This window comes from Rhizobium sp. USDA 4016, from assembly GCF_056279705.1.
On the sequence record NZ_JBWCCY010000002.1, the window covers coordinates 508,255 to 527,866 of the forward strand.

General features: G+C 54.7%; 16 protein-coding genes and 1 pseudogene. 8 read left to right on the forward strand and 9 right to left on the reverse strand.

Annotated features, from left to right (window positions below):
* Positions 1 to 10: 10 nt before the first annotated feature.
* The 4 genes from ACZ9DP_RS03375 to ACZ9DP_RS03390 are packed head-to-tail and all read right to left on the reverse strand — an operon-like array spanning position 11 to position 4,244.
* On the reverse strand, positions 11 to 1,027 hold the full coding sequence (locus ACZ9DP_RS03375) for a formamidase (protein ID WP_476200243.1): 1,017 nt from the start codon (positions 1,025 to 1,027) through the stop codon (positions 11 to 13).
* 12 nt (positions 1,028 to 1,039) lie between these two features.
* A complete protein-coding gene (locus ACZ9DP_RS03380; RefSeq protein WP_372419406.1) occupies positions 1,040 to 1,966 on the reverse strand; it encodes an ABC transporter permease in 927 nt (308 codons plus the stop codon).
* Entirely contained in the window at positions 1,966 to 3,096 is a 1,131-nt protein-coding gene (locus ACZ9DP_RS03385; protein ID WP_476200245.1) for an ABC transporter permease, read from the reverse strand. Before ACZ9DP_RS03385 ends, ACZ9DP_RS03380 begins: the two co-directional genes overlap by 1 nt.
* Before the next feature lie 20 nt (positions 3,097 to 3,116).
* Positions 3,117 to 4,244 carry a BMP family ABC transporter substrate-binding protein gene (locus tag ACZ9DP_RS03390; RefSeq protein ID WP_476200246.1) on the reverse strand — a complete coding sequence of 376 codons (1,128 nt, stop codon included), beginning with the start codon at positions 4,242 to 4,244 and terminating at the stop codon, positions 3,117 to 3,119.
* Positions 4,245 to 4,581: 337 nt separating this feature from the next.
* Between ACZ9DP_RS03390 and ACZ9DP_RS03395 the strand changes: the two genes are divergently transcribed.
* From ACZ9DP_RS03395 to ACZ9DP_RS03410, 4 genes and pseudogenes are all read left to right on the forward strand, one after another.
* Positions 4,582 to 5,274 carry a GntR family transcriptional regulator gene (locus ACZ9DP_RS03395; RefSeq protein ID WP_476202187.1) on the forward strand — a complete coding sequence of 231 codons (693 nt, stop codon included), beginning with the start codon at positions 4,582 to 4,584 and terminating at the stop codon, positions 5,272 to 5,274.
* 879 nt (positions 5,275 to 6,153) lie between these two features.
* Positions 6,154 to 7,107 (forward strand): GGDEF domain-containing protein, encoded by a 954-nt coding sequence (locus ACZ9DP_RS03400; RefSeq protein WP_476200248.1) that lies wholly within the window; start codon positions 6,154 to 6,156, stop codon positions 7,105 to 7,107.
* A 167-nt stretch (positions 7,108 to 7,274) separates the two neighbouring features.
* Positions 7,275 to 8,429 (forward strand): acyltransferase family protein, encoded by a 1,155-nt coding sequence (locus ACZ9DP_RS03405; RefSeq protein WP_476200250.1) that lies wholly within the window; start codon positions 7,275 to 7,277, stop codon positions 8,427 to 8,429.
* A gap of 188 nt (positions 8,430 to 8,617) precedes the next feature.
* Positions 8,618 to 8,740: pseudogene (locus ACZ9DP_RS03410) on the forward strand (DUF6429 family protein); the annotation flags it as partial.
* A gap of 136 nt (positions 8,741 to 8,876) precedes the next feature.
* Here ACZ9DP_RS03410 and ACZ9DP_RS03415 read toward each other — a convergent pair.
* Both ACZ9DP_RS03415 and ACZ9DP_RS03420 read right to left on the reverse strand, forming a co-directional pair.
* Positions 8,877 to 10,085: a polysaccharide pyruvyl transferase family protein gene (locus ACZ9DP_RS03415; RefSeq protein ID WP_476200252.1), complete on the reverse strand. Its 1,209-nt coding sequence runs from the start codon at positions 10,083 to 10,085 to the stop codon at positions 8,877 to 8,879.
* A 759-nt stretch (positions 10,086 to 10,844) separates the two neighbouring features.
* Positions 10,845 to 11,180, reverse strand: a complete 336-nt coding sequence (locus tag ACZ9DP_RS03420) for a hypothetical protein (protein ID WP_476200253.1) — start codon at positions 11,178 to 11,180, stop codon at positions 10,845 to 10,847.
* A 263-nt stretch (positions 11,181 to 11,443) separates the two neighbouring features.
* Here ACZ9DP_RS03420 and ACZ9DP_RS03425 point away from each other — a divergent pair, with 263 nt between their 5' ends.
* Positions 11,444 to 12,055 carry a transglutaminase-like cysteine peptidase gene (locus tag ACZ9DP_RS03425; RefSeq protein WP_476200255.1) on the forward strand — a complete coding sequence of 204 codons (612 nt, stop codon included), beginning with the start codon at positions 11,444 to 11,446 and terminating at the stop codon, positions 12,053 to 12,055.
* A 146-nt stretch (positions 12,056 to 12,201) separates the two neighbouring features.
* A complete protein-coding gene (locus tag ACZ9DP_RS03430) occupies positions 12,202 to 12,975 on the forward strand; it encodes a class I SAM-dependent methyltransferase (protein ID WP_476200257.1) in 774 nt (257 codons plus the stop codon).
* Here ACZ9DP_RS03430 and ACZ9DP_RS03435 read toward each other — a convergent pair.
* From ACZ9DP_RS03435 to ACZ9DP_RS03445, 3 genes are read right to left on the reverse strand one after another with little or no spacing between them, the layout of a single operon-like run.
* On the reverse strand, positions 12,972 to 14,327 hold the full coding sequence (locus tag ACZ9DP_RS03435) for an O-antigen ligase family protein (protein ID WP_476200259.1): 1,356 nt from the start codon (positions 14,325 to 14,327) through the stop codon (positions 12,972 to 12,974). The two genes, ACZ9DP_RS03430 and ACZ9DP_RS03435, sit on opposite strands and share 4 nt — an antisense overlap.
* Entirely contained in the window at positions 14,327 to 15,436 is a 1,110-nt protein-coding gene (locus tag ACZ9DP_RS03440) for a glycosyltransferase family 4 protein (protein ID WP_476200260.1), read from the reverse strand. Before ACZ9DP_RS03440 ends, ACZ9DP_RS03435 begins: the two co-directional genes overlap by 1 nt.
* Positions 15,429 to 16,565, reverse strand: a complete 1,137-nt coding sequence (locus ACZ9DP_RS03445; protein WP_476200261.1) for a glycosyltransferase family 4 protein — start codon at positions 16,563 to 16,565, stop codon at positions 15,429 to 15,431. Before ACZ9DP_RS03445 ends, ACZ9DP_RS03440 begins: the two co-directional genes overlap by 8 nt.
* 441 nt (positions 16,566 to 17,006) lie before the next feature.
* Between ACZ9DP_RS03445 and ACZ9DP_RS03450 the strand changes: the two genes are divergently transcribed.
* Together ACZ9DP_RS03450 and ACZ9DP_RS03455 are read left to right on the forward strand one after the other, a co-directional pair.
* Positions 17,007 to 18,107 (forward strand): calcium-binding protein, encoded by a 1,101-nt coding sequence (locus tag ACZ9DP_RS03450; RefSeq protein ID WP_476200262.1) that lies wholly within the window; start codon positions 17,007 to 17,009, stop codon positions 18,105 to 18,107.
* Between the two features lie 436 nt (positions 18,108 to 18,543).
* On the forward strand, positions 18,544 to 19,608 hold the full coding sequence (locus tag ACZ9DP_RS03455) for a hypothetical protein (RefSeq protein WP_476200263.1): 1,065 nt from the start codon (positions 18,544 to 18,546) through the stop codon (positions 19,606 to 19,608).
* The last annotated feature ends 4 nt before the right edge of the window (positions 19,609 to 19,612 follow it).

Sequence of the window (19,612 nt, forward strand, 5' to 3'; positions counted from 1 at the left end):
AATCTCTCTCCTATTCCGCGGCAGGTTTGAGGGGTTCGCCGTACCGGCGCATCGGCTTGTCAAATCCGCAGGACGTGCCGTCCTTGACCTTTATTTCGTCTTCCCACGGCAGGCGGTATTTCCCGGCGACGAGGTCGTGCATATAGGTGTAGGGCGCATCCTGTGCGCCGCCGGCGACGGCGACATAGCCGCGATGGCCGAACTGGTAGATGTTGTTCTCCACGCCCCAGCCGAGCCGGGCCTCCCGCACTAGGTCAGGACGCACCTCGGCGGTGATGATCTCGTTGGGCCGGCTGGAGGTTCCATGGGCGATGATCGTGCCGTCGAAATTGCAGATCATGCCTTCGCCCATGGAATCGAACGTGCCGTCCGAGCCGCACATGCAGACATTCGCGGTGACCATCAGGTTGCAGAAGGCGTTGGCCTGATTGGTAAAGCGCCAGGCTTCGCGGATCGGCGCCGTATAGCCGGCCGTGCGGATCATGATTTCGGCGCCCTTGTAGGCGCATTCGCGCGCCATCTCCGGGAACATGCCGTCATGGCAGATGATGAGCGCGAACTTGGCACCTTTCGGGCCAGCGATGACGGGAATGCCGAAATTACCGGGCTCCCAAGGCTCAACCGGTACCCAGGGATGCATCTTGCGGTAATAGAGCTTCAGCTCGCCCTCGTCGTCGATGACGATGCCGGAATTGTAGGGCATGCCACCCGGATTGAGCTCCATGATCGAGAAGCATCCCCAGATTGCGTTGTCCCTGCAGGCCTGCTTGAAAGCCGCGACCTCCGGCCCGTCGAGCGTGCACATAATCTCCGGATTGATGTCCATGGAGAGGCCGTGCAGGGCGTATTCGGGAAAGACGACCAGATCCATGCCAGGCTGGTTGCGCCGCGCCTTGGCGACCAGATCGACGATCACTTGCGTCTGGCGCGCAAGATCGGCCTTGGTGACCGTCACCGGCAACTGAAGTTGCACGAGGCCGATGCCGACGCCGTGTTCGGATTTGTTGAGACCGCCAAGTCCGTTCATCGGAAAGCTCCGTTATTTCGTGAGCGACAGCGCACCCGGCGCACCGGCGAGCGAGCGGGTGGGCGAGGATGTTGCGATCAGGATGATGAGGGTGAGCACGTAAGGCGCGGCGTAGAAGAGGTAGTAGCCTTGTGTGACGCCGACCGATTGCAGCGCCGGGCCGAGCGCGCCGGCACCGCCGAAAAGAAGCGCGGCCAGGAAGCAGCCGATCGGGTTCCAGCGCGCAAAAATGACCAGTGCGACCGCCATCAGGCCCTGGCCCGACGAGATGCCTTCGTTCCACGAGCCGGGATAGAAGAGCGAGAGATAGGCGCCGCCGATCGCCGCCAGTGAGCCGCCGGCTGCCGTCGCCAGCAAGCGAACCCGGTCCGGGTGGATGCCCATGGCCCGGGCCGCGTCTGTGCTGTCGCCGACGACGCGCAGGATCAGGCCGATGCGGGTGTTCTTGAACCCCCAGAAGAGGAAGAGTGCCAGCGCTGCGCCGAGGAAGAACAGCACATTGATGTTGAGTGCAGCCTGGATCTGCGGAGAGGTTGCCCAGCCGCCGAGCGGAATCGAGGGCAGTTTCGGCGCCACCGGCTGTATGAAGGACTTTCCGAGGAAGAAGGCGAGCCCGAGCCCGAACTGCATCATGGCGATGCCGATGGCGATGTCGTTGACCTTGGGGAACTTGCAGATCCAGCCATGGATCAGCCCGAAGATCGCGCCTGCCACCATGGCGGCGAGCACGCCGAGGGTCGGCGAACCGGTGATCACCGCCACCGCATAGGCCGTCATGGCGCCGAAGACGAGGGTCCCTTCGAGCCCCAGGTTGATACGCCCGGAGCGTTCGGTAATCGTCTCGCCGAGGCTGACAAAGATGAACGGGGTCGAGACACGGATGGCGCCGGCGAAGATCGCCAGTGGAACGCCCCAGATGCCGATCGCTGTTTCCTCCATCACCGGCTCCTCTTCCAAAGATCGGGATTGAAGACCTTGAACCGTCCGTAGAAGGTCTCGCAGAAGAGAATGACGATGAAGAGCGTCCCCTGCAGCACCAGAACCGTCGCATCCGGCAGACCCATGCGCCGCTGGATGAGGCCACCCGAAGCATCAATGCCGCCGAGCAGGATGGCGACGGGGATGATCGCCAGCGGGTTGTGGCGGGCGAGGAAGGCGACGAGGATGCCGGTATAGCCGTAGCCGGCCGCCAGCGAGGCGTTGGCACTTCCCTGTACCGCCGCCACTTCGATCATGCCCGCCAGACCGGCGAAACCGCCGGCCAGCGCGGTAAATCCGACGATCAGCTTGCCGACCGCCAAGCCCTGGATCTGCGCGGCGCGCACGTTGCCGCCGGCGATGCGGGCCGCAAATCCGTAGCTGGTCGCCTCGATCACGATCCAGGAGACGATGCAGGCGAGGATGCCGACGACCAGACCCCAGTGCACATCCATGCCGGGAATATTGCCGAGCATGTATTCCGCCGGCAGCGGCTTGGTCGACGGCTTGTTGAGGCTTGCGGGATCGCGCAGCAGCCCTTCGACGAACTGGTTCATCAGGGCGATAGCGATATAGGAGAGCAAGAGCGACGAGATAGTCTCGTTGACGCCGCGGTAGTGGCGCAGGAAACCGGCAAGGCCGATCCAGATACCGCCAACCACCATGGCAGCGATCGCCATCAGAATGAGGCTGAGGAAAACAGGCGCGGCGCCGGCGAGCGGCAGAGCCATGGCCGCGGCAGCAACGCCGCCCAGCACGACCGCTCCTTCCCCGCCGATGATGACGAGGCCGAGGCGGGCGGGCAGGGCGACGCAGAGCGCCGTCAGGAGAAGGGGTGCGGCGCGGCTGAGGCTGTTCTGCACCGAAAACCAGCTGCCGAAGCCGCCGGTATACATCAGTTGGAAGAGGGTGGCCGGCGACTTGCCGACCATCAGGATGAAGAGGGAGAAGAGCGCAAGTCCGATCAGGATGGCCGCAAGACCGATGACGATCGGCTCGGCTCGCCGCGCGATCCATTCGAGGACGGGGCGCAGCGAAGCCGGTTTTTCTGAGGCGATGGATATTGCGGGATCATTGGCCTCGATGGTCATGGCGCTTCTCCCTTCGCGGTTTACGCTGTGGACCCGACGACGCCCTCGACCAGGTAATTCATGCTTTCGAGCTCGATCGCGTCTTCGGCGTAGCTCTCGTCGGCAGCCACGACGGTATCGCCCTTGTTGTCCTTCAATGGTCCCTTGAAGACCGAGAAGCCACCCTTCATCATGTCCGCCTGCGTGGCTTCGAAAGCCTTGCGGCCCGCCTCGGACACGCCGGGGCCGAGCGCGCTCATCTTCACGAAGCCGTCCTTCAGGCCGCCGCGCACGAAGTTGCCGAGCTTTTCGCCGGCCTGCGCCTTTTTGACGAAGTCGCTGTAGACGTTGCCCCAGGCCCATTCAGCGCCGGTGAGATATTTTTCGGGGGCGAGCGGGCTTTGATTGGCGTGATAACCGCAGATGAAGGCGCCTCGGCCGGAGCCGGTCTCTACGACGACCTTCGGGCTGTCGACGTGGCAGGTGATGACATCGGCGCCCTGGTCGACCAGCGCGTTGGTGGCTTCGGCTTCCTTGACGGCGAGCGACCATTCACCGGTGAATATCACCTGGCAGGTGATGGTCGGATCGACTGTGCGCGCCCCAAGCAGGAAGGCGTTGATATTCTGCAGAACCTGCGGGATCGGCTTTGCGGCGATGAAGCCGATCTTTTTGCTTTTTGTCGCATAGCCGGCGGCGATGCCGTTCAGATACTGGCCCTGGAAGATATAGCCGAAATAGGAGCCGGTGTTGGCCGGGTGTTTGCCTTCCTGCCACAGGCCGCCGCAGTGGCGGAACTGGATATCGGGATATTTAGCCGCCATGGCCAGCATGTGGGGATCGAAGTAGCCGAAGGAGGTCGGGAAGAGCAGGGTCGCGCCGTCCAGGTTAGTCATGGATTCCATCGTCTTCTGGACGTCGACGGTCTCCGGAACGTTCTCTTCTTCGACCAGCGTCACGCCCGGCATTGCCTTGATGACGGCGGCGCCTTCCGCATGGGCCTGGTTGTAGCCGTAGTCGTCCTTGGGGCCGACATAGATGAAACCGACGGTAAGAGCGGTTTGGGCTGCGGCGGAGGAGTTCATCAGGCCCGGCATGGCGCCGGCGAGCGCACTGGCAGCGGAAGCCTGGAGGAAACTGCGGCGGTTCATGGAAAGGAGTTTGGTCATCGCGATGCTCCTTGCGGCGCTGGGCCGGTTGCGAACGAGTACAGAAAAGTGCATGCAATGTGCGTGCCAGAAATTAATTCACTGATTTTTATACGTTCCTATTGATGCGAAGAACTGCGTTATGCAAAGTGCATACAGATTGATCGCATGTTTGCATAAGAAATAATCACGACGTATTTATTGTTCATTATGACTCCGCGTTGCCGCCACGTGCCGGTGGTACATGCGGGTTTCTGACCAGAAAGTGAAAATTTAACAATATGTTGCTGCGCAATTTGACTTATGAAGTCCCGAACGGCATCTGTATGCAGAGTGTTCGAGCAAGTAGATTCGCATGGTGAAGCAGGCTAGACGCAAAGAGGTGATCCGCACCGGAACGACTGTCGAGCAGATGGTCCGGGCGATTTCCGACATGATCGTCACAGGTGAAATCCTGCCGGGCGCGAAGTTGGACGAGGTCTCGCTCGCCCTTCGTTTCGACGTTTCGCGCACGCCGGTGCGAGAGGCTTTGCGCGAGCTGGGTGCCATGGGATTGGTCGTGCGCGAGCCAAACCGCAGTGCCGTCGTTACCAAGGTCACCGAGATTTATCTGCATTCGATGTTCGAGGCGATGGCGGAACTCGAAGCGATCTGCGCCAGGCTTTCGGCTGACCGTATGACGGTCGATGAGCGGCGCGCGCTTGAGTTGATGCATCGAGGATCGATGAGGCTGGTGCATGCCGGCGCGCAAGAGGAATATTCGGCTCACAACACCGAATTCCACACCCGGCTTTATCGCGGCGCGCATAACGATCATGTCTTCGAAATGGTGACCCAGACGCGGGCGCGGCTCGCACCTTTTCGGCGGGCGCAGTTCCGTCTGCCCGGGCGTCTGGCGAAATCCTATGAGGAGCACGGCCGGATCGTGACCGCGATCATGCGAGCGGACGCCGCGGCCGCGGGGCAGGCGGCATATTCCCATGTGGAAACTGTTAGCGATGCCAGCGCGGTATTTGCAGCAGCGGGGGAGTGGAGAGAGCGCGACGCCTAAAACCGGGCGCCGTCGGACTCGCTACAAAGTCGAAAAGCCATGATGGCACCCGAGTTGCAATAACAGCGGGCAAGAAATCGGCGAAGCATCTAGCCGGTCTTGCGGCTTTGGCTGAGCCCGCTGTCGCTAAGCATGCGCAGGTCGATGCAGCGATGGCAGGCGAGGTCTTGTGGCATCGTCGGTTTAGGATTCATCGCGAAGTACGCCGGCGTTCCGACAATTGTCATGCGAAGGTCTGGCCTGGCACAGATTCGTCTGACCAGGGACCATGACGCAAGCCGAGGCAAGTGGATCGCAACGCCCGGCACGTACTCTCTGTTTTTCTGGGCAAGCATCGAAACCTGGCGGCTTTGTCCGGTGCGGCATCGCAGGCATCCGCGACTTCGCCACGGGATTCAGCGTCGACGAGGACTATTCTCAGGCCGAGCCGGATGATCGTATGGAGCAGTCATTCGCCGTGTGCTGGGATCGGGTCGAACCTAGAGCGTGGAACGCGGCAGACGAGGAAGGCGCCAATCACCAATCCGTGCTCTATGTCCTTGGGCCGAGCATGACCTAGGTGGAGACGGTGAAGGTTTCGATGGCAGCCCTGCGCCTTGTCGGACGGTTGATCGACGCGGGGGCGGTTGCCGTAAAGGGAGAAAGCGCTGGCGTCGCCCATGGGCTTGATCGATGGAGAGAACTGATACGCCAAGGAGCCGAAGCGCTCAAGGCCGGCGACCTTTTGGCTCAACAGCGTTCGGTTCGCCGGATCGATGATAAACTGGTCCCTCGGATATCGAACATCGATCGAAATCGCCGGGACGATAAGAAGGGCAGATCTCAAAAAGCAGGCGATCGCGAAGACAACACCCGGGCAAAACGCTCAAGTCCAGATCATTGCTCGCGGCAGCGATGTTGCCTAGGCAAGTCTCCTTAAGCTATCTTCGTACCAACTGCCCGCAACAGCTCACAGCGGAGAGAGCTGATGAGGTTCCGCGTCTAAAGCAACAATTTTATGGGATTTTTTTACCGGGATTTGTTGCGCTGTGGGGTAGCTTTGGGTTCTTCCCTAGCGAGTATTTGACCGCCATGCATTTTATCAAACGTTACTCCCCCGCCATAGTAAAATCCGCCTTGCTGCTTGCTGCGATCGGCGCGTCGTGCTGCCTGGCAGGGTCGCTCGGTCTTTTATTTGTCTTAAACAATCTTCTCCCGGATAAACCATTTTTGGCCGGGTTTATGAGCATCATCGTCGTTTCGCTTGTTGTTGCATTTCCGCTGCTCCTCGCTCTGCAGCTCCGAAATGCAGAACTTGCGGCGCTGCAGGCGAACGTTGACCATACGGCCCGGCATGATCCGGTGACGAACGCGCTCACCGGCACCGCCTTTGCAGCTGCAATGCAGAACTATGCCGACCGTCGCCGGAAAATCGCGACGGACGCTGGTGGCATCATGGTCGCCGTCGTCGTTGAGACACTTGAAACGATCAGCCGCCGCTATGGCCCGCAATGGGCGGACACGGTGATGTTGTCGCTTGCCGATATCATCAGAAGCTCGGTCAGAAGTGGTGACCTCGTCGCCCGGCTCGCCTCAAACGAACTCGGCATTTTCCTGCCCGGCGCCAGCCCCGAAAACGCTCAAGACATCGGCGCACGTATCCGCAGGCGCGTCTCGCAGGCTGCCTTCGAAACCGAGGAGGCGCCACTCGACCTCAAGCTCAAGCTCGGGGGCGCCCTCTTCGAGGGGGCTGAGGATTTCAACCGAATCCGGCAGCTTGCGGATGAGATGGCGTTTGACAGCCGGACAGAGGATGGGGAGCCGGTCGCCATCGGAAGGTTGCCGGCTGCTTAGTAGTCATAGCGAGCACAGGAGTGTCGCAGTCGGATGAAAAGCTCCGTGGTAAGCTCACATCCGCACACTTTCCCGCATTATTCTAGGCGTTATCTACTGTGGCGTCTTCAATTCGTTATCGAGTTAATGTAAGGCTCTGGATATTTTCTATTGAAGGGTCATAGTATATGCTGCTTAAGGACGCGATTGAGGAAAACAAAGGCATCGGTCCGGGGTTTCACTTTCTGAGGCATGCCCTATCAATATTGATTCTCTTCCACCATTTAAGAGTAATGATTATTGGCGGCAAAGCCAATTCTATTACCGACGGCGGATACACAAAAGGTGCTATCCTAACCGCAAATTCCTACGGTTCGTTTGTCGTTGAGCTTCTTCGGCCGGGTTTGTACTCGCTTGTAGGGATTTTCTTCGCGCTGAGCGGCTTTCTCATCATGGGAAGCGCATTACGGTCACAAAGCGTTAGGGTCTTTTTTACAAACCGAGCGCTGCGTATCCTTCCGGCCTTAAGCGTCGAAGTTGCACTTTCCGCCCTGGTTATTGGTCCGATCGTGACCGTTTTGCCAATCGCGGCATACTTTTCTGATCCAGAGCTCTACCGTTATTTCGGGAATATCGTGGGTCACGTATATTATTTGCTTCCGGGCGTATTCCTCGACAATCCTTGGCCAGGAATTGTCAACGGCAATCTTTGGACGCTCCCGGCTGAATTCTATTGCTATTTGATTATGTTGGCCATCTTGGCGACCGGTCTTCTGAAGCATCATCGAAAGTTGACGATCATCACGTTCATGGTGACGTTAATCTGGATGGGCCTGCAATTTTATGATGAATCGTACTCGGTCCGAGCTGACCAAACGCATTTTACAAGTTGGTATATCGTGCTTCTGTTCTTTATGGGTGCCGCCGCGTACGTAAATGCTGATCGGATATATTTGCATCCTGGCTTGTTTATCTTTGCGGCGCTGGCATACTATCTAAGCATCATCACCGACGTGGCAACGCCAATAAGTGGTGTTTTCCTAACTTATTGCATGATCTACCTAGGCTTTTGCAAATTTCCGCTGTTCGACAGGCTCGTCGAAAATGATCTAAGTTATGGGATCTACCTCTACGGCTGGCCCATTTCGCAGACTATGATATGGCTAACAGCGCCATATCTGGTCGGTTTTCCAACCTACGCTAAGCTTGCTTTGCTTGGACCAGCTGTCTTGATCGGCGTTGTCGTCTTCGCAACTCTGTCGTGGAGATACATCGAGAAACCCGCTCTGTCCCTTCGCAAGGTTTTCGCTAATTCAAAAGCAAAGAGCTTATCCGCGACCTAGAAATCATTATTCCCGCTTCAGTATGTTCAGTCGCTGCGACATGGTAATGCCACGTCCAAGAAAACCTACCTAGAGTATCCGTTGTGATCAACGGTTTTTCGGTCACCTTTCTGTGGTGGCGCAGGAGAACGGTACGCATACGCTGAAGGCCGTACGATATTGCGTCGCGGGCATATTATCATTGGGGCATGGACATCGATGAGGACAAGATCAACGACGCTGTCCTGGCACTACTATGGCTGACGCTGCATGACGGGCGTCGGGCGTGGAAGGGTTTTGATTGGAATGCAACAGATCGATTGTTCAAGAAGGATCGGCGATCCGGTTGTTGCAGTTCGCCGAGCGCGATCTCTGGAATTTGGACTATCGCGCGCGAGTACATATCACCCCCGGAAAGCGCATCGAGAATGGTCCGGACCTAGCCGACCACGGCGTCGAAGCGGGACGCTAGGCGCGCCTTGCCAAGCTGGTCACTTGAGACTGACCATCAACAATCAACGCGGAGCGGGCCTCAAGGAGCCCTTGCAAAGCCTCTTCGAGCTTTGTGCGGTGGTCTTGTTGGTCTATTCCTTCGCTCTTCGCCTTGGCCACGAGACGAAGGATATCCGGCGGAAGAACGTTCGGCCCATTTATGAAGTAGCTGCGGCGGTTTACGCTCTCAAAGAAACCCTCAACCTTGCTGTCCCAACCGAGCCCCAGATGTGGAATCTGGAGCGAGTAGGCTGCAATGCAAGCATGAAGGCGGTGGGCGATAATAACGCTATTTGAGCGGATGAGATTTAAGAGGTCTTCTGAGGTGTAAGGGCGCAGGGCAAGCCTCAGAGAAGATATCGAGGCAGCACCTGCTGCGATGCATTCATTATAGACCTCTCGTAAGAAGCGCTGATCTTCGCGCGCGCCGTTTGAAAACAGCAAAACACTAAAACCGGCAGTCGTTAGATGGCGTATAACCTCACGATATGCGCCGATATCCATCAATGGGATCGAGGAAGCAGCTTGTGTTGCGTGCCGTCCCAGAATTGCCGGAGCCGTAACGCATATGCCGACGGAATTATCGATCCGCAGAGCCGGCATAGTGAGGAGATGTTTCGCAAGCAGCCCAGGATCCGGGCAAAGTTTCGGCACCGGCCCGGAGGGAAAGTGCTTTCGCCAGTTCTGTAGAGCGATAGCATCGCGGACGGAGAAGTGCACCAACTTCGTACGGTTCAACTGGCCGAATAGCCTTTTTGCCGAATGAGACCATCGTTCCGTTACACCAACAGAAAACACAGCCAGAGGTTTTTGATGCCTGGCGACTATTTCCATCACTGCGCCGACCTTAAGCGGAAAATTCAAATCATCGTCCTGAAAGAGATTACCGCCGCCAATGACAACGGCATCGGCTTCTGCAATCTTTCTTTCCCAAAGTTCCCTGCATGTATGGAGCGTTTTTCGTAAACCAAATCGAACCACTTGTTGTCGGGCGAGGCGCGGAAGACGTTTCAAAAGAGCCAAAATGAGTCCACGGCGGCTACTTGTTCCAACCCGGACGCGGCCTGCAAGATCCAATACCTCTACGTCAATGCCATCTGTTGCCAAGTGTAAATTCATGCAGTCTGACAGAAGTCCATCGCCAAGATTTTCGCTAAACTTAACATTGAACACGACAATCTTCATGAATTACCCTCCGATAAATGCAATCTACACTCGTCGAGAAGGGAAACTACCATTTGGAGATACTGACGTATCTCCACCCATGCTACTCCTTTCAGGCAGATCGAAGCGCTAATAGGTCGTGGAATGCCTCAGGTCTGTTAGACACTAACGGCTTTGGCGTTTCATGGGCACTTTGAAACTTCGTGCGGCCAAAGCTAGGGCGTGTCGCATCGCAACGGCACTTTCGACGCTGTCACGCGCCTGAGAAAGGGGGAAGTCCTGGCGAAAAAACGGTTCGCAACAGTAGCAATGATGCAGCCGATTAGCGCACCGGATGCTTTGAACCCTGCATCATCGAAATGGGGATGCCGGGTTGGCGAAAGGAATTGAAGAAGCTCAATGAGGCCGGCGCTCGCCACAATCGTGATGGCGCAGACCATCAGGCGTTTCGGGTAAGCGATGACAAAGAGACAGGAAAGAAGCGCAAACGCCGCGGCACGATCAAAATTTACCGAAGCAATATCAACCGGCCGCCAAGCTATAGGGCATACAGTGACAAAGACTATCGCAGCAGTCACAAGCCACGCAGAAGTTCTGACTAGAGTCGCCATGAGACTTCATAGACAATCGACGAAGATTTCGCAACGCACAAAACAGCAAAAAACATAATCTGCTCTAACAGAGGAATGTTTTCCGGAAAATATCCTGTCAATTGCGAATGCCCTATTGGGAAGACGTCAAGCAACGGCACTCGTTCAGCTGTTTTAGCCGCGGCGATCATCAGATTCGTGTGCCGATAGTCGGTTGTTGCTTAAAGAAAGCCTCAGTAACAATTTGAACGATCTGGCCGATAGCTCCGCTGAAGAACCGGGAGGCTGGCGCAATCATCCGCCCATCAGGATCCGTTGCCGTGACCGGTGCCGCGTTGAAGCTAAGCGTTGGCCGGATCGGACGGATGAATCCAACCTCGGTTGCCGTGTCCGGCGAACGCAAATCGACCGCTACGGCACTTTGCCCGAAATTTCGGCCCAAGCTGGCAGGCCCAAGCGCGTTGCTTTCCTGCGCAAAAGATACGGCTGTCAGCGTAATGGCGGCGTATAGAAGCTTTCTCTTCATCTCTTGTCCCCGTCTTCGGATGTCGAGGGAAACAATACGCGGCGTTCGTGAGGGTCGCCTTAAGCTGAACGTTTAAATTTTAAATGATCTCATTTTTAAACAATGGTCATGCTCACTGCACTTGGCGCGTTCGGACGAGCGGCAGTAAAGGTCTGACATGCGAGACAGTCTATTTTGCTATTCCAGACAATTTTAGATAAGTTGAGCACGGAGTTTCAATTTGGAACGGGCATGATCTCCCAAGAAAATACAGGAGACGGACGATGCCAAACCCGGAAAGATCAGCAAAGCAGTATTTCCATGCAATGGCTGCGATGGCGCTAGCCTTTGCTGTAACGCCTAATTCCATCGCTTTCGCGGCCGGTCCTGGCTCACTTGCACGTGGGGCCGTGCCAAGGGCTACTTACCTGGCCGAAGGGCCGGCCACTCTTGCACCGTTCGCCCATGTCAAGTTTTGCATGGCGACACCAGATCAGTGCAAGGCGATTGGTGGCGCCCGGGAAATCGATCTCACTCCGCAGATGCGAGTCAAGATTTCTGAGATCAACCTCCGTATCAACCGGGCAATCCGCCCCCTCTTGGATCCGCCCGGTCAGGAACAGTGGATTATCGGCGGTCCGGCCGGAAGTTGCCACGACTATGCCGTTACGAAGCGCCAAGAGCTTATTCGCGCTGGGTTCTCCTCAAGAGCGATCAGACTTGCCGTGGCATTTACCGGCGATGGTCAGGGGCACGCGGTAGTCGTCGTTCGTACCAGCCAGGGCGATCTGGTTCTTGATAATAGAACCAATGCAATCCGCCGGTGGGATCAAACCGATCTCCGGTGGGTAAAAATAGAATCAACCGAAAACCCGCGCATCTGGGTTTCGCTATGATGGCCCAATGTGCTGCGGCCAGCGAGCGGTGCTCTATAAAGGATACTCAATCTAAATTCCATTGGATCTTCTCTGCTCTATCTTGCGCGAATCATCATCTGAATGCTGATTAGGGTTCATTCACTGAGACGGCATCAGGTTGGCGTATGGATCGCAAAACCGCAGCAGAAATCCGCCGCTTCCTTCCGCGTGCAATCGCGGATCGATTGGCGCGGTGCCGTAGACTGCTTCAAGTTATCTGGCAGTTTCGGGGCCGGCATAAGCGCGAGTGCCCTATTTGCGGATATCAGGGGTTCTTTTACGCAGTGGGAATTCCACTGCGCTTCGACGCGGCTTGCTACAGATGCAGCTCTGTGGAGCGCCATAGGCAGCACCACCTCCTCACTCAGAGCAATCCAACTTGGATCGATGGCGCAGAGATTCTCCATTTTGGCGCGGAACGTTGTTTCGTTGATGCTTACAAGATACGTGCCGCGCGGTATGTCCGGGCCGATTTTGTGCCGATCCGTGAAGAGGTAAAGGTCGATATCCAGAAGATCGAGTTTGCTGATAACACATTCGATACGGTAATCTGCCATCAAGTGCTCGAACATGTTCCTGACGACATTGCTGCCATGCGTGAATTATACAGAGTCGTACGTCCGACTGGACGGGTACTTCTGACGGCGCCGGTGGTCCAGAAGTGGAAGCAGTCGTTCACCGATTCCAACATATCCGATACAAAACAGCGCGACCTGCTTTTTGGCCAAAGCGATCATCTGCGTTACTATGGCAGCGACTTCGGCGATTGTCTTCGAAGGGTCGGCTTCGAGGTCACTGAGCATATTGCGCACGAACCAGAAGTGTCTAAGTACAGCCTGGTAAGGGGCGAAACAATTTTCGTTGCCATCAAACAATCGGCAAATTTCAGTTTACACTAGACCGCCGTCTGCGAACGCATATTCCATGCCGAGGACGACGATGCCGTGGCCACAGACGCCATAGTGCAGCCGGCCAATATTGCTGCAAAAAAGGCAGCGATACCGGGGATTTCTATAGAAAAATCGACAAATGCGTGCGCTCCAACCAGTAGGATGGCTGCAACTGCCAAAGCGGCATATGATCTCATGGTTCTCATCGAAAAGAGCAAGCGTGCGTAGATCCCGAAGAGGAGAATGCAAACAAGCGTTAACGCGGGGCCAGCGAGCCCGAATTCGATCCAGAATTCCAGATATGAGTTGTGGGCCTTTTCCCAGACCCCGCTCAATCCGCATTCGGGATTGCGATATTGAGGGAATGCGTGGACGAAGGTCCCGCCGCCAGTGCCTAGCGCCCAATGATCCGTCAACATTTTTGCCATAGACGGCAGTGCGCAAAACCTCGGGTCTGCAGTGCCTATTGTCTCAGCGCGTAAGCGGACACGTTCTCCTACCACAAAAAAGGTTGCGATGGAGATGGCTAGCAGCGCAACAGCCCGAAGCGAAAAGTTCAGTAGAAACTTCCTTCTGTTGTAGCGCGCACTCATTCGTAGCCAGAGGAGCGACAGTGCGAGCGCAAGAATAGCTATTGCCGACGATCCGAGCGCTCCTCTTGATTTTGTTAGCATCAAGCACACCAAAATGAGGAGCAGTGAGACCACATAAAAAATGGCCGTCCGCATGTTACGATCGGGCCTTAATCGCCAAAGAAAAATCGCGCCGAAAAAGTCGGCTGAAGAGATGTTGCGGCAGCTAGCCCAGAGTTGGCGAAGCAATATCAAAGCCGTAAGACCAATGAACGTTCCCGCATTATTTCGATTGATGAAGCTTGCGGTGAAACTGTCGACGTAAAATTCCTTAACGTGCCCTAACACGAGATCAGCGTTCACTAGGAACTGTAAGAAACAGAAAATAGTGACCCCGGCACCGCATAAACCCAAGGACTTAACAAGAGCTCTCGCCTCTGTACTGTTGCGGCATATGGCGAAGCCAACCATGAAAGTGATGACGGGAAACGCAAAAAATTGCGTGGAATATATCGTATCGGCAGGATAAACCGATGCGTCGATGGTTACCTGGATTGCGCTCCACGTCAAAGAAATTGCCAAAAAGACAGCAACGGCTAGGAGGATGTGCCAAGTCCGTGGCGTGAGCGATGTCGTTGCGACAACCAAGACAAATAGCCCAGCCATCGTGATAGTCACCAATGACAAGGAAAAAGGCGTGGCCGATCCAAATGATAGGATCGATATCACAATAATTGAAAGATAAGCGATCCGAAATGCTATCGCTTTTCTTGTTTCCGAGATGGGCATCAAGTGCTCAACAATTCCCTGTACATATCATAAATTGACTGGTGGAGCCGTTCTTTGCTGAAGTTCGAGTTTATATGGTTGCGGCCGGCAACAACCATCCGGTTGATCGTATCTGGCTCGTCCTGGATCACCCGAATTGCATTCAGAAAGTCGTCGGCATTGTTCGCCGCAAAACCAGTCACATTGTGAATGACCATCTCGACGGTACCGCCAGTCGGAGTTGCGATGACAGGAAGTCCCATGCTCATTGGCTCGAGAACGGTACGCCCAAAGGGCTCCGCAGCCTGGGCCGGCGCACATACCACGTCCAAATTCTGATAAACTTCATTTGGGTCGAGGAAGAACCCTTGGAACTCGACCTGGTCTGAAAGACCGAGCGCATCGATCTGCGCCTTAATCTCACCCTCGTATTCAGGCGCTTCTTGAGAAAAGCGTCCGCGGACAAATAGCTTCAAAAGGATGCCCTTGCTCTTGGCTAAATGCATCCAATCCAATAAGACGTGAAGGCCTTTATGAGGGTGGATCCGCCCTATGAACCCAATACGCAGCGGATTGGACAGGCCGAGAACGATTGCTGGCCGAGGATCTATCCCGTTGGAGATTACTCTGCCTTTTCGAGGCATTTTTTCGCCTGGATAACAAGCGCGTGAAACATAAACGGCCCGCGACGCAGCATACGCCTGCATCTTCCAGACGAGCTTTTCCTGCTTTGTGTAGGCAATATCCCTGAAGTGCATGACGACCTTTGTCGGCGAGCGTAACCGCATCAATGCAGCTATCGCATGAGCCTTCAGGCCGTTTGTGTGCACGATCCTGATTGAATTCTTTTCAGAGACTTCCTTCAAACGCGAAGCAGCTCGCCACGCGTCGGCAACGACCCTCAGACCATCTGAGAACTTGAATGGCCGGCGCACCTCGTGAATGGCGCCGAAACTAATGACTTCGACAGGGATGCCAAGTGAACCGGCCTTGTCCGCAAGCTCCCCAGGAGCGGGGACTGCGAGGACAGGCTCAATACCAGGATTTGATAGGAGATCAAAGAGCGAGTATTCGGCGCCTCCTTTGAAATTCGGGACTGGCGATAGATACAAGGCTTTTATCTTACGCATTGTTTTTGACCGCCGCCTCCGGAAAATATTGCCCTACAAGACGTTCGATGGCGTCCTTGAACCGTTCCCGAGAGAAGTTCCGCGCATTTGCAACGCAGCTCTCAATTGATATTTCGTTTGCGCGCCGTTCAAACAAGTTCACAGCTTCAACGATTGCATCAGCGGATTGCTCATAAAAGTGCACGCCTGTTGGAAAAGGTTGATCGAGGCCGCGCACGGTTTCGGATGTGCCGCCCTTTCCGAAAGCAATAACTGGTGTACCACATGCCTGGGCTTCGACAGGAACGATCCCGAAATCCTCTTCAGCGGCAAAGACGAAGGCCTTGGCTTTCGAAATTGTGCTCCTCAAGACGTCGCTGCTCTGATAACCCATAATTTCTACGTTCGGCGCAGCCAGCTTCTTGGCCTTTTCGTAGTCCGGCCCGTCGCCGATAACGATCAGACGCTTGTCGGGCATTCTTGAAAATGCTTCGACAATCAACGGGATCTTCTTGTACGGCACCATTCGCGACGCCGTAACATAATAGTCCTGCTTCTGGAGTTCAGGCGTGAAGTATTGCAGATCAACGGGGGGGTTAATCACCGTAGCCTCAATCCCGTAGGTCTTCTTGATCCTGCGAGCGACAAAAGCCGAATTCGCAATCATCAAATCCGGGCCATGCGCCGTCCTGAAATCCCACATTCTTAAATAATGCAACAGAAGCCGCGCAATCGCCGACTTCACGCCTCGGTGCATGCGTGCTTCCTTTAAATACACCGCCTGCTGATCCCACGCGTAACGCATTGGAGAATGAACATACGAAATGTGAACCTGACGAGGGCCAGTAATAATGCCTTTTGCGATGGAGCTAGATGATGAGATCACGAGATCAAATTGAGAAAAGTCAAACTGCTCAATTGCTAAAGGCATAATCCCGATGAATTGCCGGTGCCGCTTTCGAACAAAAGGGGCCTTTTGAAGAAAGCTTGTATGGATTTTGACACCTTCGAGAAACCCCCGATCTCTTTCAGGCAGAAAATCAATAAGAGTAAAAAGCTCTGCATCGGGAAATAGTTCGAAAAGCTCCAGAAGGACCTTCTCGGCTCCCCCCATGACATATAGCCAGTCATGTACGATCGCGACTTTCAAAGCTCACCTTTTGGCTTGCCGAACTGGTTCGGTGGACGGTTTGTATCGTTTCGACACTTGAATAAGTGCTATTAATGTTGGCAAGGAGTTAAATTGATCACGCTATCCATGCAAGCTCTCATGGCATGAAAAGTATGCTGACGAAAAGCTATTTGCGATAAAGGTAAACGCTCATGGTGCGCTGCACAAGATTGTATTGTGAAAGTCCTCGGCGTGAGCCATATCAGTCACACTCTTTCGGAAAATTTAAATGAACCCAAAAATAGTTACGTGATTGTGACAACCGGGAGAATGAGCCTTGTTCGAGACCAAGTGTTATTAAGATTAAAATACAAATGTTTGCTCATTGCTGTTGACCCAAAGTTAATAAGAAATTAATCAGTTAATCGACGGTTAAATGTACCGTATTTACTATGTAACGGTTGTAAGAGGGACTAAGTCATGGTTTCGAGTATTACAGATATCGACAGTACGAAAATCGCCGATGAGAGCCAAGCCAATCTGAACGGTTCTTCTAAGGATGACCTACTATTTATGAGTGGTGTAGGCGGCATCTCGCAGGCCGGCGCCGGCAATGATATTGTCTTCGGCGGTGAGGGGAACGACATCCTTAGAGGCGACGACGGCAGTGATCTGCTGTATGGGGGCGCCGGAAATGATCTGCTGAATGGCGGCTCAGGCGATGACGTCCTTCTCGGCGGCGCAGGAGCAGACGATCTTCGCGGCGGAACGGGAAACGACGTCCTGTCGGGCGGCGACGGCAACGATAAGTTCTTCCTTGAAGCAAATGCAGGAAATGATCGCATTACCGATCTCAACTTCGGCGAGGGCGACGTTCTGACGTTTGCTATCGGCACGCTTAGCAACATGGAAAACAGGCAGCTGACGATTGCCTCCCAGGATGACCTCAACGCATTCCTGTTGCGCGATGGCGTCACCTCGCATATCGAGGGTGGTGATCTCGTGATCAATTATGGATCCGGCACGCTCACACTGCAGAATTTTGGAACCGCGACCGGTGCAAACATCAACGGCAACTCCCAGCCGAACGCGATCTTTGGCGACGCGAATGGTAACCTGATTAATGTCGGAACTGGCAACGATGTTGCATTCGCAGGCTCCGGCAATACGAAAGTCATGAGTGGTGAAGGTGATGACCTTGCGACCGGTGGCGCTGGGAATGACATTCTCGGGGGGCAAGGCGGGAAGGATCTGATCTTTGGCGGCGCCGGAGATGATGAGATTGCCGGCGGAACGGGCGACGACATTCTCACGGGCGGAAGCGGAAATGATACATTCAACTTCAAGCACAGCGATGGCAACGATACGATCACCGACTTTAGCGCCGGCGATAAGATCAACCTCTACAACAATTATGTCGACGGCAAGGTAGTCTTTACTATCGATTCCGTAGATGATCTGCAGGCGTTGGTGGCCGACGGTCATGCAACCGCTGATACCCTCGGCGATTCCGTGACGTTCCATTTCAATGGCGGCGATAGCATCAAGTTCATCGGCCTTGATTGGGGTGCACCCGTTTGAGCCAGCGAATGACGCTGTAAAACGAAGGGCTGGCTGCGGTCGGCCCTTCTAATTTTAAGCGGGTCAGCGCAAAAATGACGGCATTTGATATTGACGTCGGAATTGTATTGGCTCATTTGGCCGGGTGACATAGTTGAAGAAAGACTAGCGCTAGCAGGACTGAAAGCAGGAATTTCCGATCACCCTCGTTAAGATCAAAAGTATGAAAATTTTGTTCTTCAGACCAACATATTTTGAGCGACTAATATACTATTTTTTGATACCGGATTTTATTGCACGCATTATATATGAAATAATACTACGAGTTCCGCCGATAACAGTTAATCAGCCGAAGCAATTCTTATTCTATGGATTTGTCGCTCTCGAGTTACTGCTAATTGCCCTTGGCAGAACGTCCCTGAGACCCAATCTGGGTCGGGTCGGAGCTATAGGCATCTTGTTAAGCCTCATGACTTTTCAAGGTGTTTTGGTTGGATTATGGTGGGGCAATTCCTTTACCAGACTGGCAATAGACACAGTAAACGTGGTCATCGTGCTGGCGAATTTGGTCATTTTCTCCGATCCGCGCAGCACGGCAGACACGCATTTCGCGAGAGTTTTCACTGTCAATCGCTATTTCGCGATCAGCATGATCTTGCTTTCCGTGGTCGCAATGGCCGTCAATCCCTCATCATCAATTACGCTGGGGGGGTCTGTTTCAAGTGCCGTTTGTTTGTCGCTTCTGCTGGCAGAGCTGATTGTATTAAAGGGGCTATCGCCCGCAAATGTCGCGAAGTTCCTCGTGACGGTCGTTATTTTGGGCGCGACGATCCAAAGCTGGAACCGGACCACCCTGCTTTTTCTGGCAGCAGCAGTACTGATGTACTTGGTACGCCATGTCGGCCGACATCCATATCGTGTTGTGTCGATCGCTACAGCCTTCGCTTTCATGGCCGTTACCGTTTTTGCACTTCTTCCCGAGGATAGTGCGTTATCTCGGCGCATCACGGGTCTTGAGAGCGTCGACCTGTCCGCAAGAACAGGTTCGATTGGCGAACGCGAGGCGGAAGCCGACGCAATAGGAGAGATGGTCAGCAGTCTCGGGCGGGGCGGGATTTTATTTGGTGCCGGACATGGCGCCTCATACGATGTTCGATACACATGGGAATGGAAATTGAACTATTCAAACGCCCATTACGGATGGGTGCTATTTTACATGCGATATGGTGAGGTTGGATATCTTTATTTCGGAGCATGGATCCTGGCGCTCTTGGTATCCATCTATAGAACTTGGCGTTCCAACAACCCAACGTCGATCGTCATCTGCCTTCTTGCCATTTGGAATATCGGCTATCTTGGCACCTATGGCTACTTCTCCTTCTTCATTGCCGGTGTGCCGTTCATGCATGCCGCAGTTCGCCGCTTCCCGTACACAATGGGTCAAGTGCGCCACAATTCGGTTGCAGCGCTAGCCGAGAGTGCTCGCCTGCTGGAGCCGAGCCCGAAAAACCATCCACAATAGGTTA

Excerpts from the sequence above, each read along its gene's own strand:
- ACZ9DP_RS03435 (WP_476200259.1), bottom strand. The coding sequence starts at position 14,327 with ATGCCCATCTCGGAAACAAGAAAAGCGATAGCATTTCGGATCGCTTAT.
- ACZ9DP_RS03450 (WP_476200262.1), top strand. The coding sequence starts at position 17,007 with ATGGTTTCGAGTATTACAGATATCGACAGTACGAAAATCGCCGATGAG.
- ACZ9DP_RS03440 (WP_476200260.1), bottom strand. The coding sequence starts at position 15,436 with ATGCGTAAGATAAAAGCCTTGTATCTATCGCCAGTCCCGAATTTCAAA.
- ACZ9DP_RS03420 (WP_476200253.1), bottom strand. The coding sequence starts at position 11,180 with ATGAAGAGAAAGCTTCTATACGCCGCCATTACGCTGACAGCCGTATCT.
- ACZ9DP_RS03390 (WP_476200246.1), bottom strand. The coding sequence starts at position 4,244 with ATGACCAAACTCCTTTCCATGAACCGCCGCAGTTTCCTCCAGGCTTCC.
- ACZ9DP_RS03380 (WP_372419406.1), bottom strand. The coding sequence starts at position 1,966 with ATGGAGGAAACAGCGATCGGCATCTGGGGCGTTCCACTGGCGATCTTC.
- ACZ9DP_RS03375 (WP_476200243.1), bottom strand. The coding sequence starts at position 1,027 with ATGAACGGACTTGGCGGTCTCAACAAATCCGAACACGGCGTCGGCATC.
- ACZ9DP_RS03405 (WP_476200250.1), top strand. The coding sequence starts at position 7,275 with ATGCTGCTTAAGGACGCGATTGAGGAAAACAAAGGCATCGGTCCGGGG.
- ACZ9DP_RS03415 (WP_476200252.1), bottom strand. The coding sequence starts at position 10,085 with ATGAAGATTGTCGTGTTCAATGTTAAGTTTAGCGAAAATCTTGGCGAT.
- ACZ9DP_RS03385 (WP_476200245.1), bottom strand. The coding sequence starts at position 3,096 with ATGACCATCGAGGCCAATGATCCCGCAATATCCATCGCCTCAGAAAAA.
- ACZ9DP_RS03430 (WP_476200257.1), top strand. The coding sequence starts at position 12,202 with ATGGATCGCAAAACCGCAGCAGAAATCCGCCGCTTCCTTCCGCGTGCA.
- ACZ9DP_RS03425 (WP_476200255.1), top strand. The coding sequence starts at position 11,444 with ATGCCAAACCCGGAAAGATCAGCAAAGCAGTATTTCCATGCAATGGCT.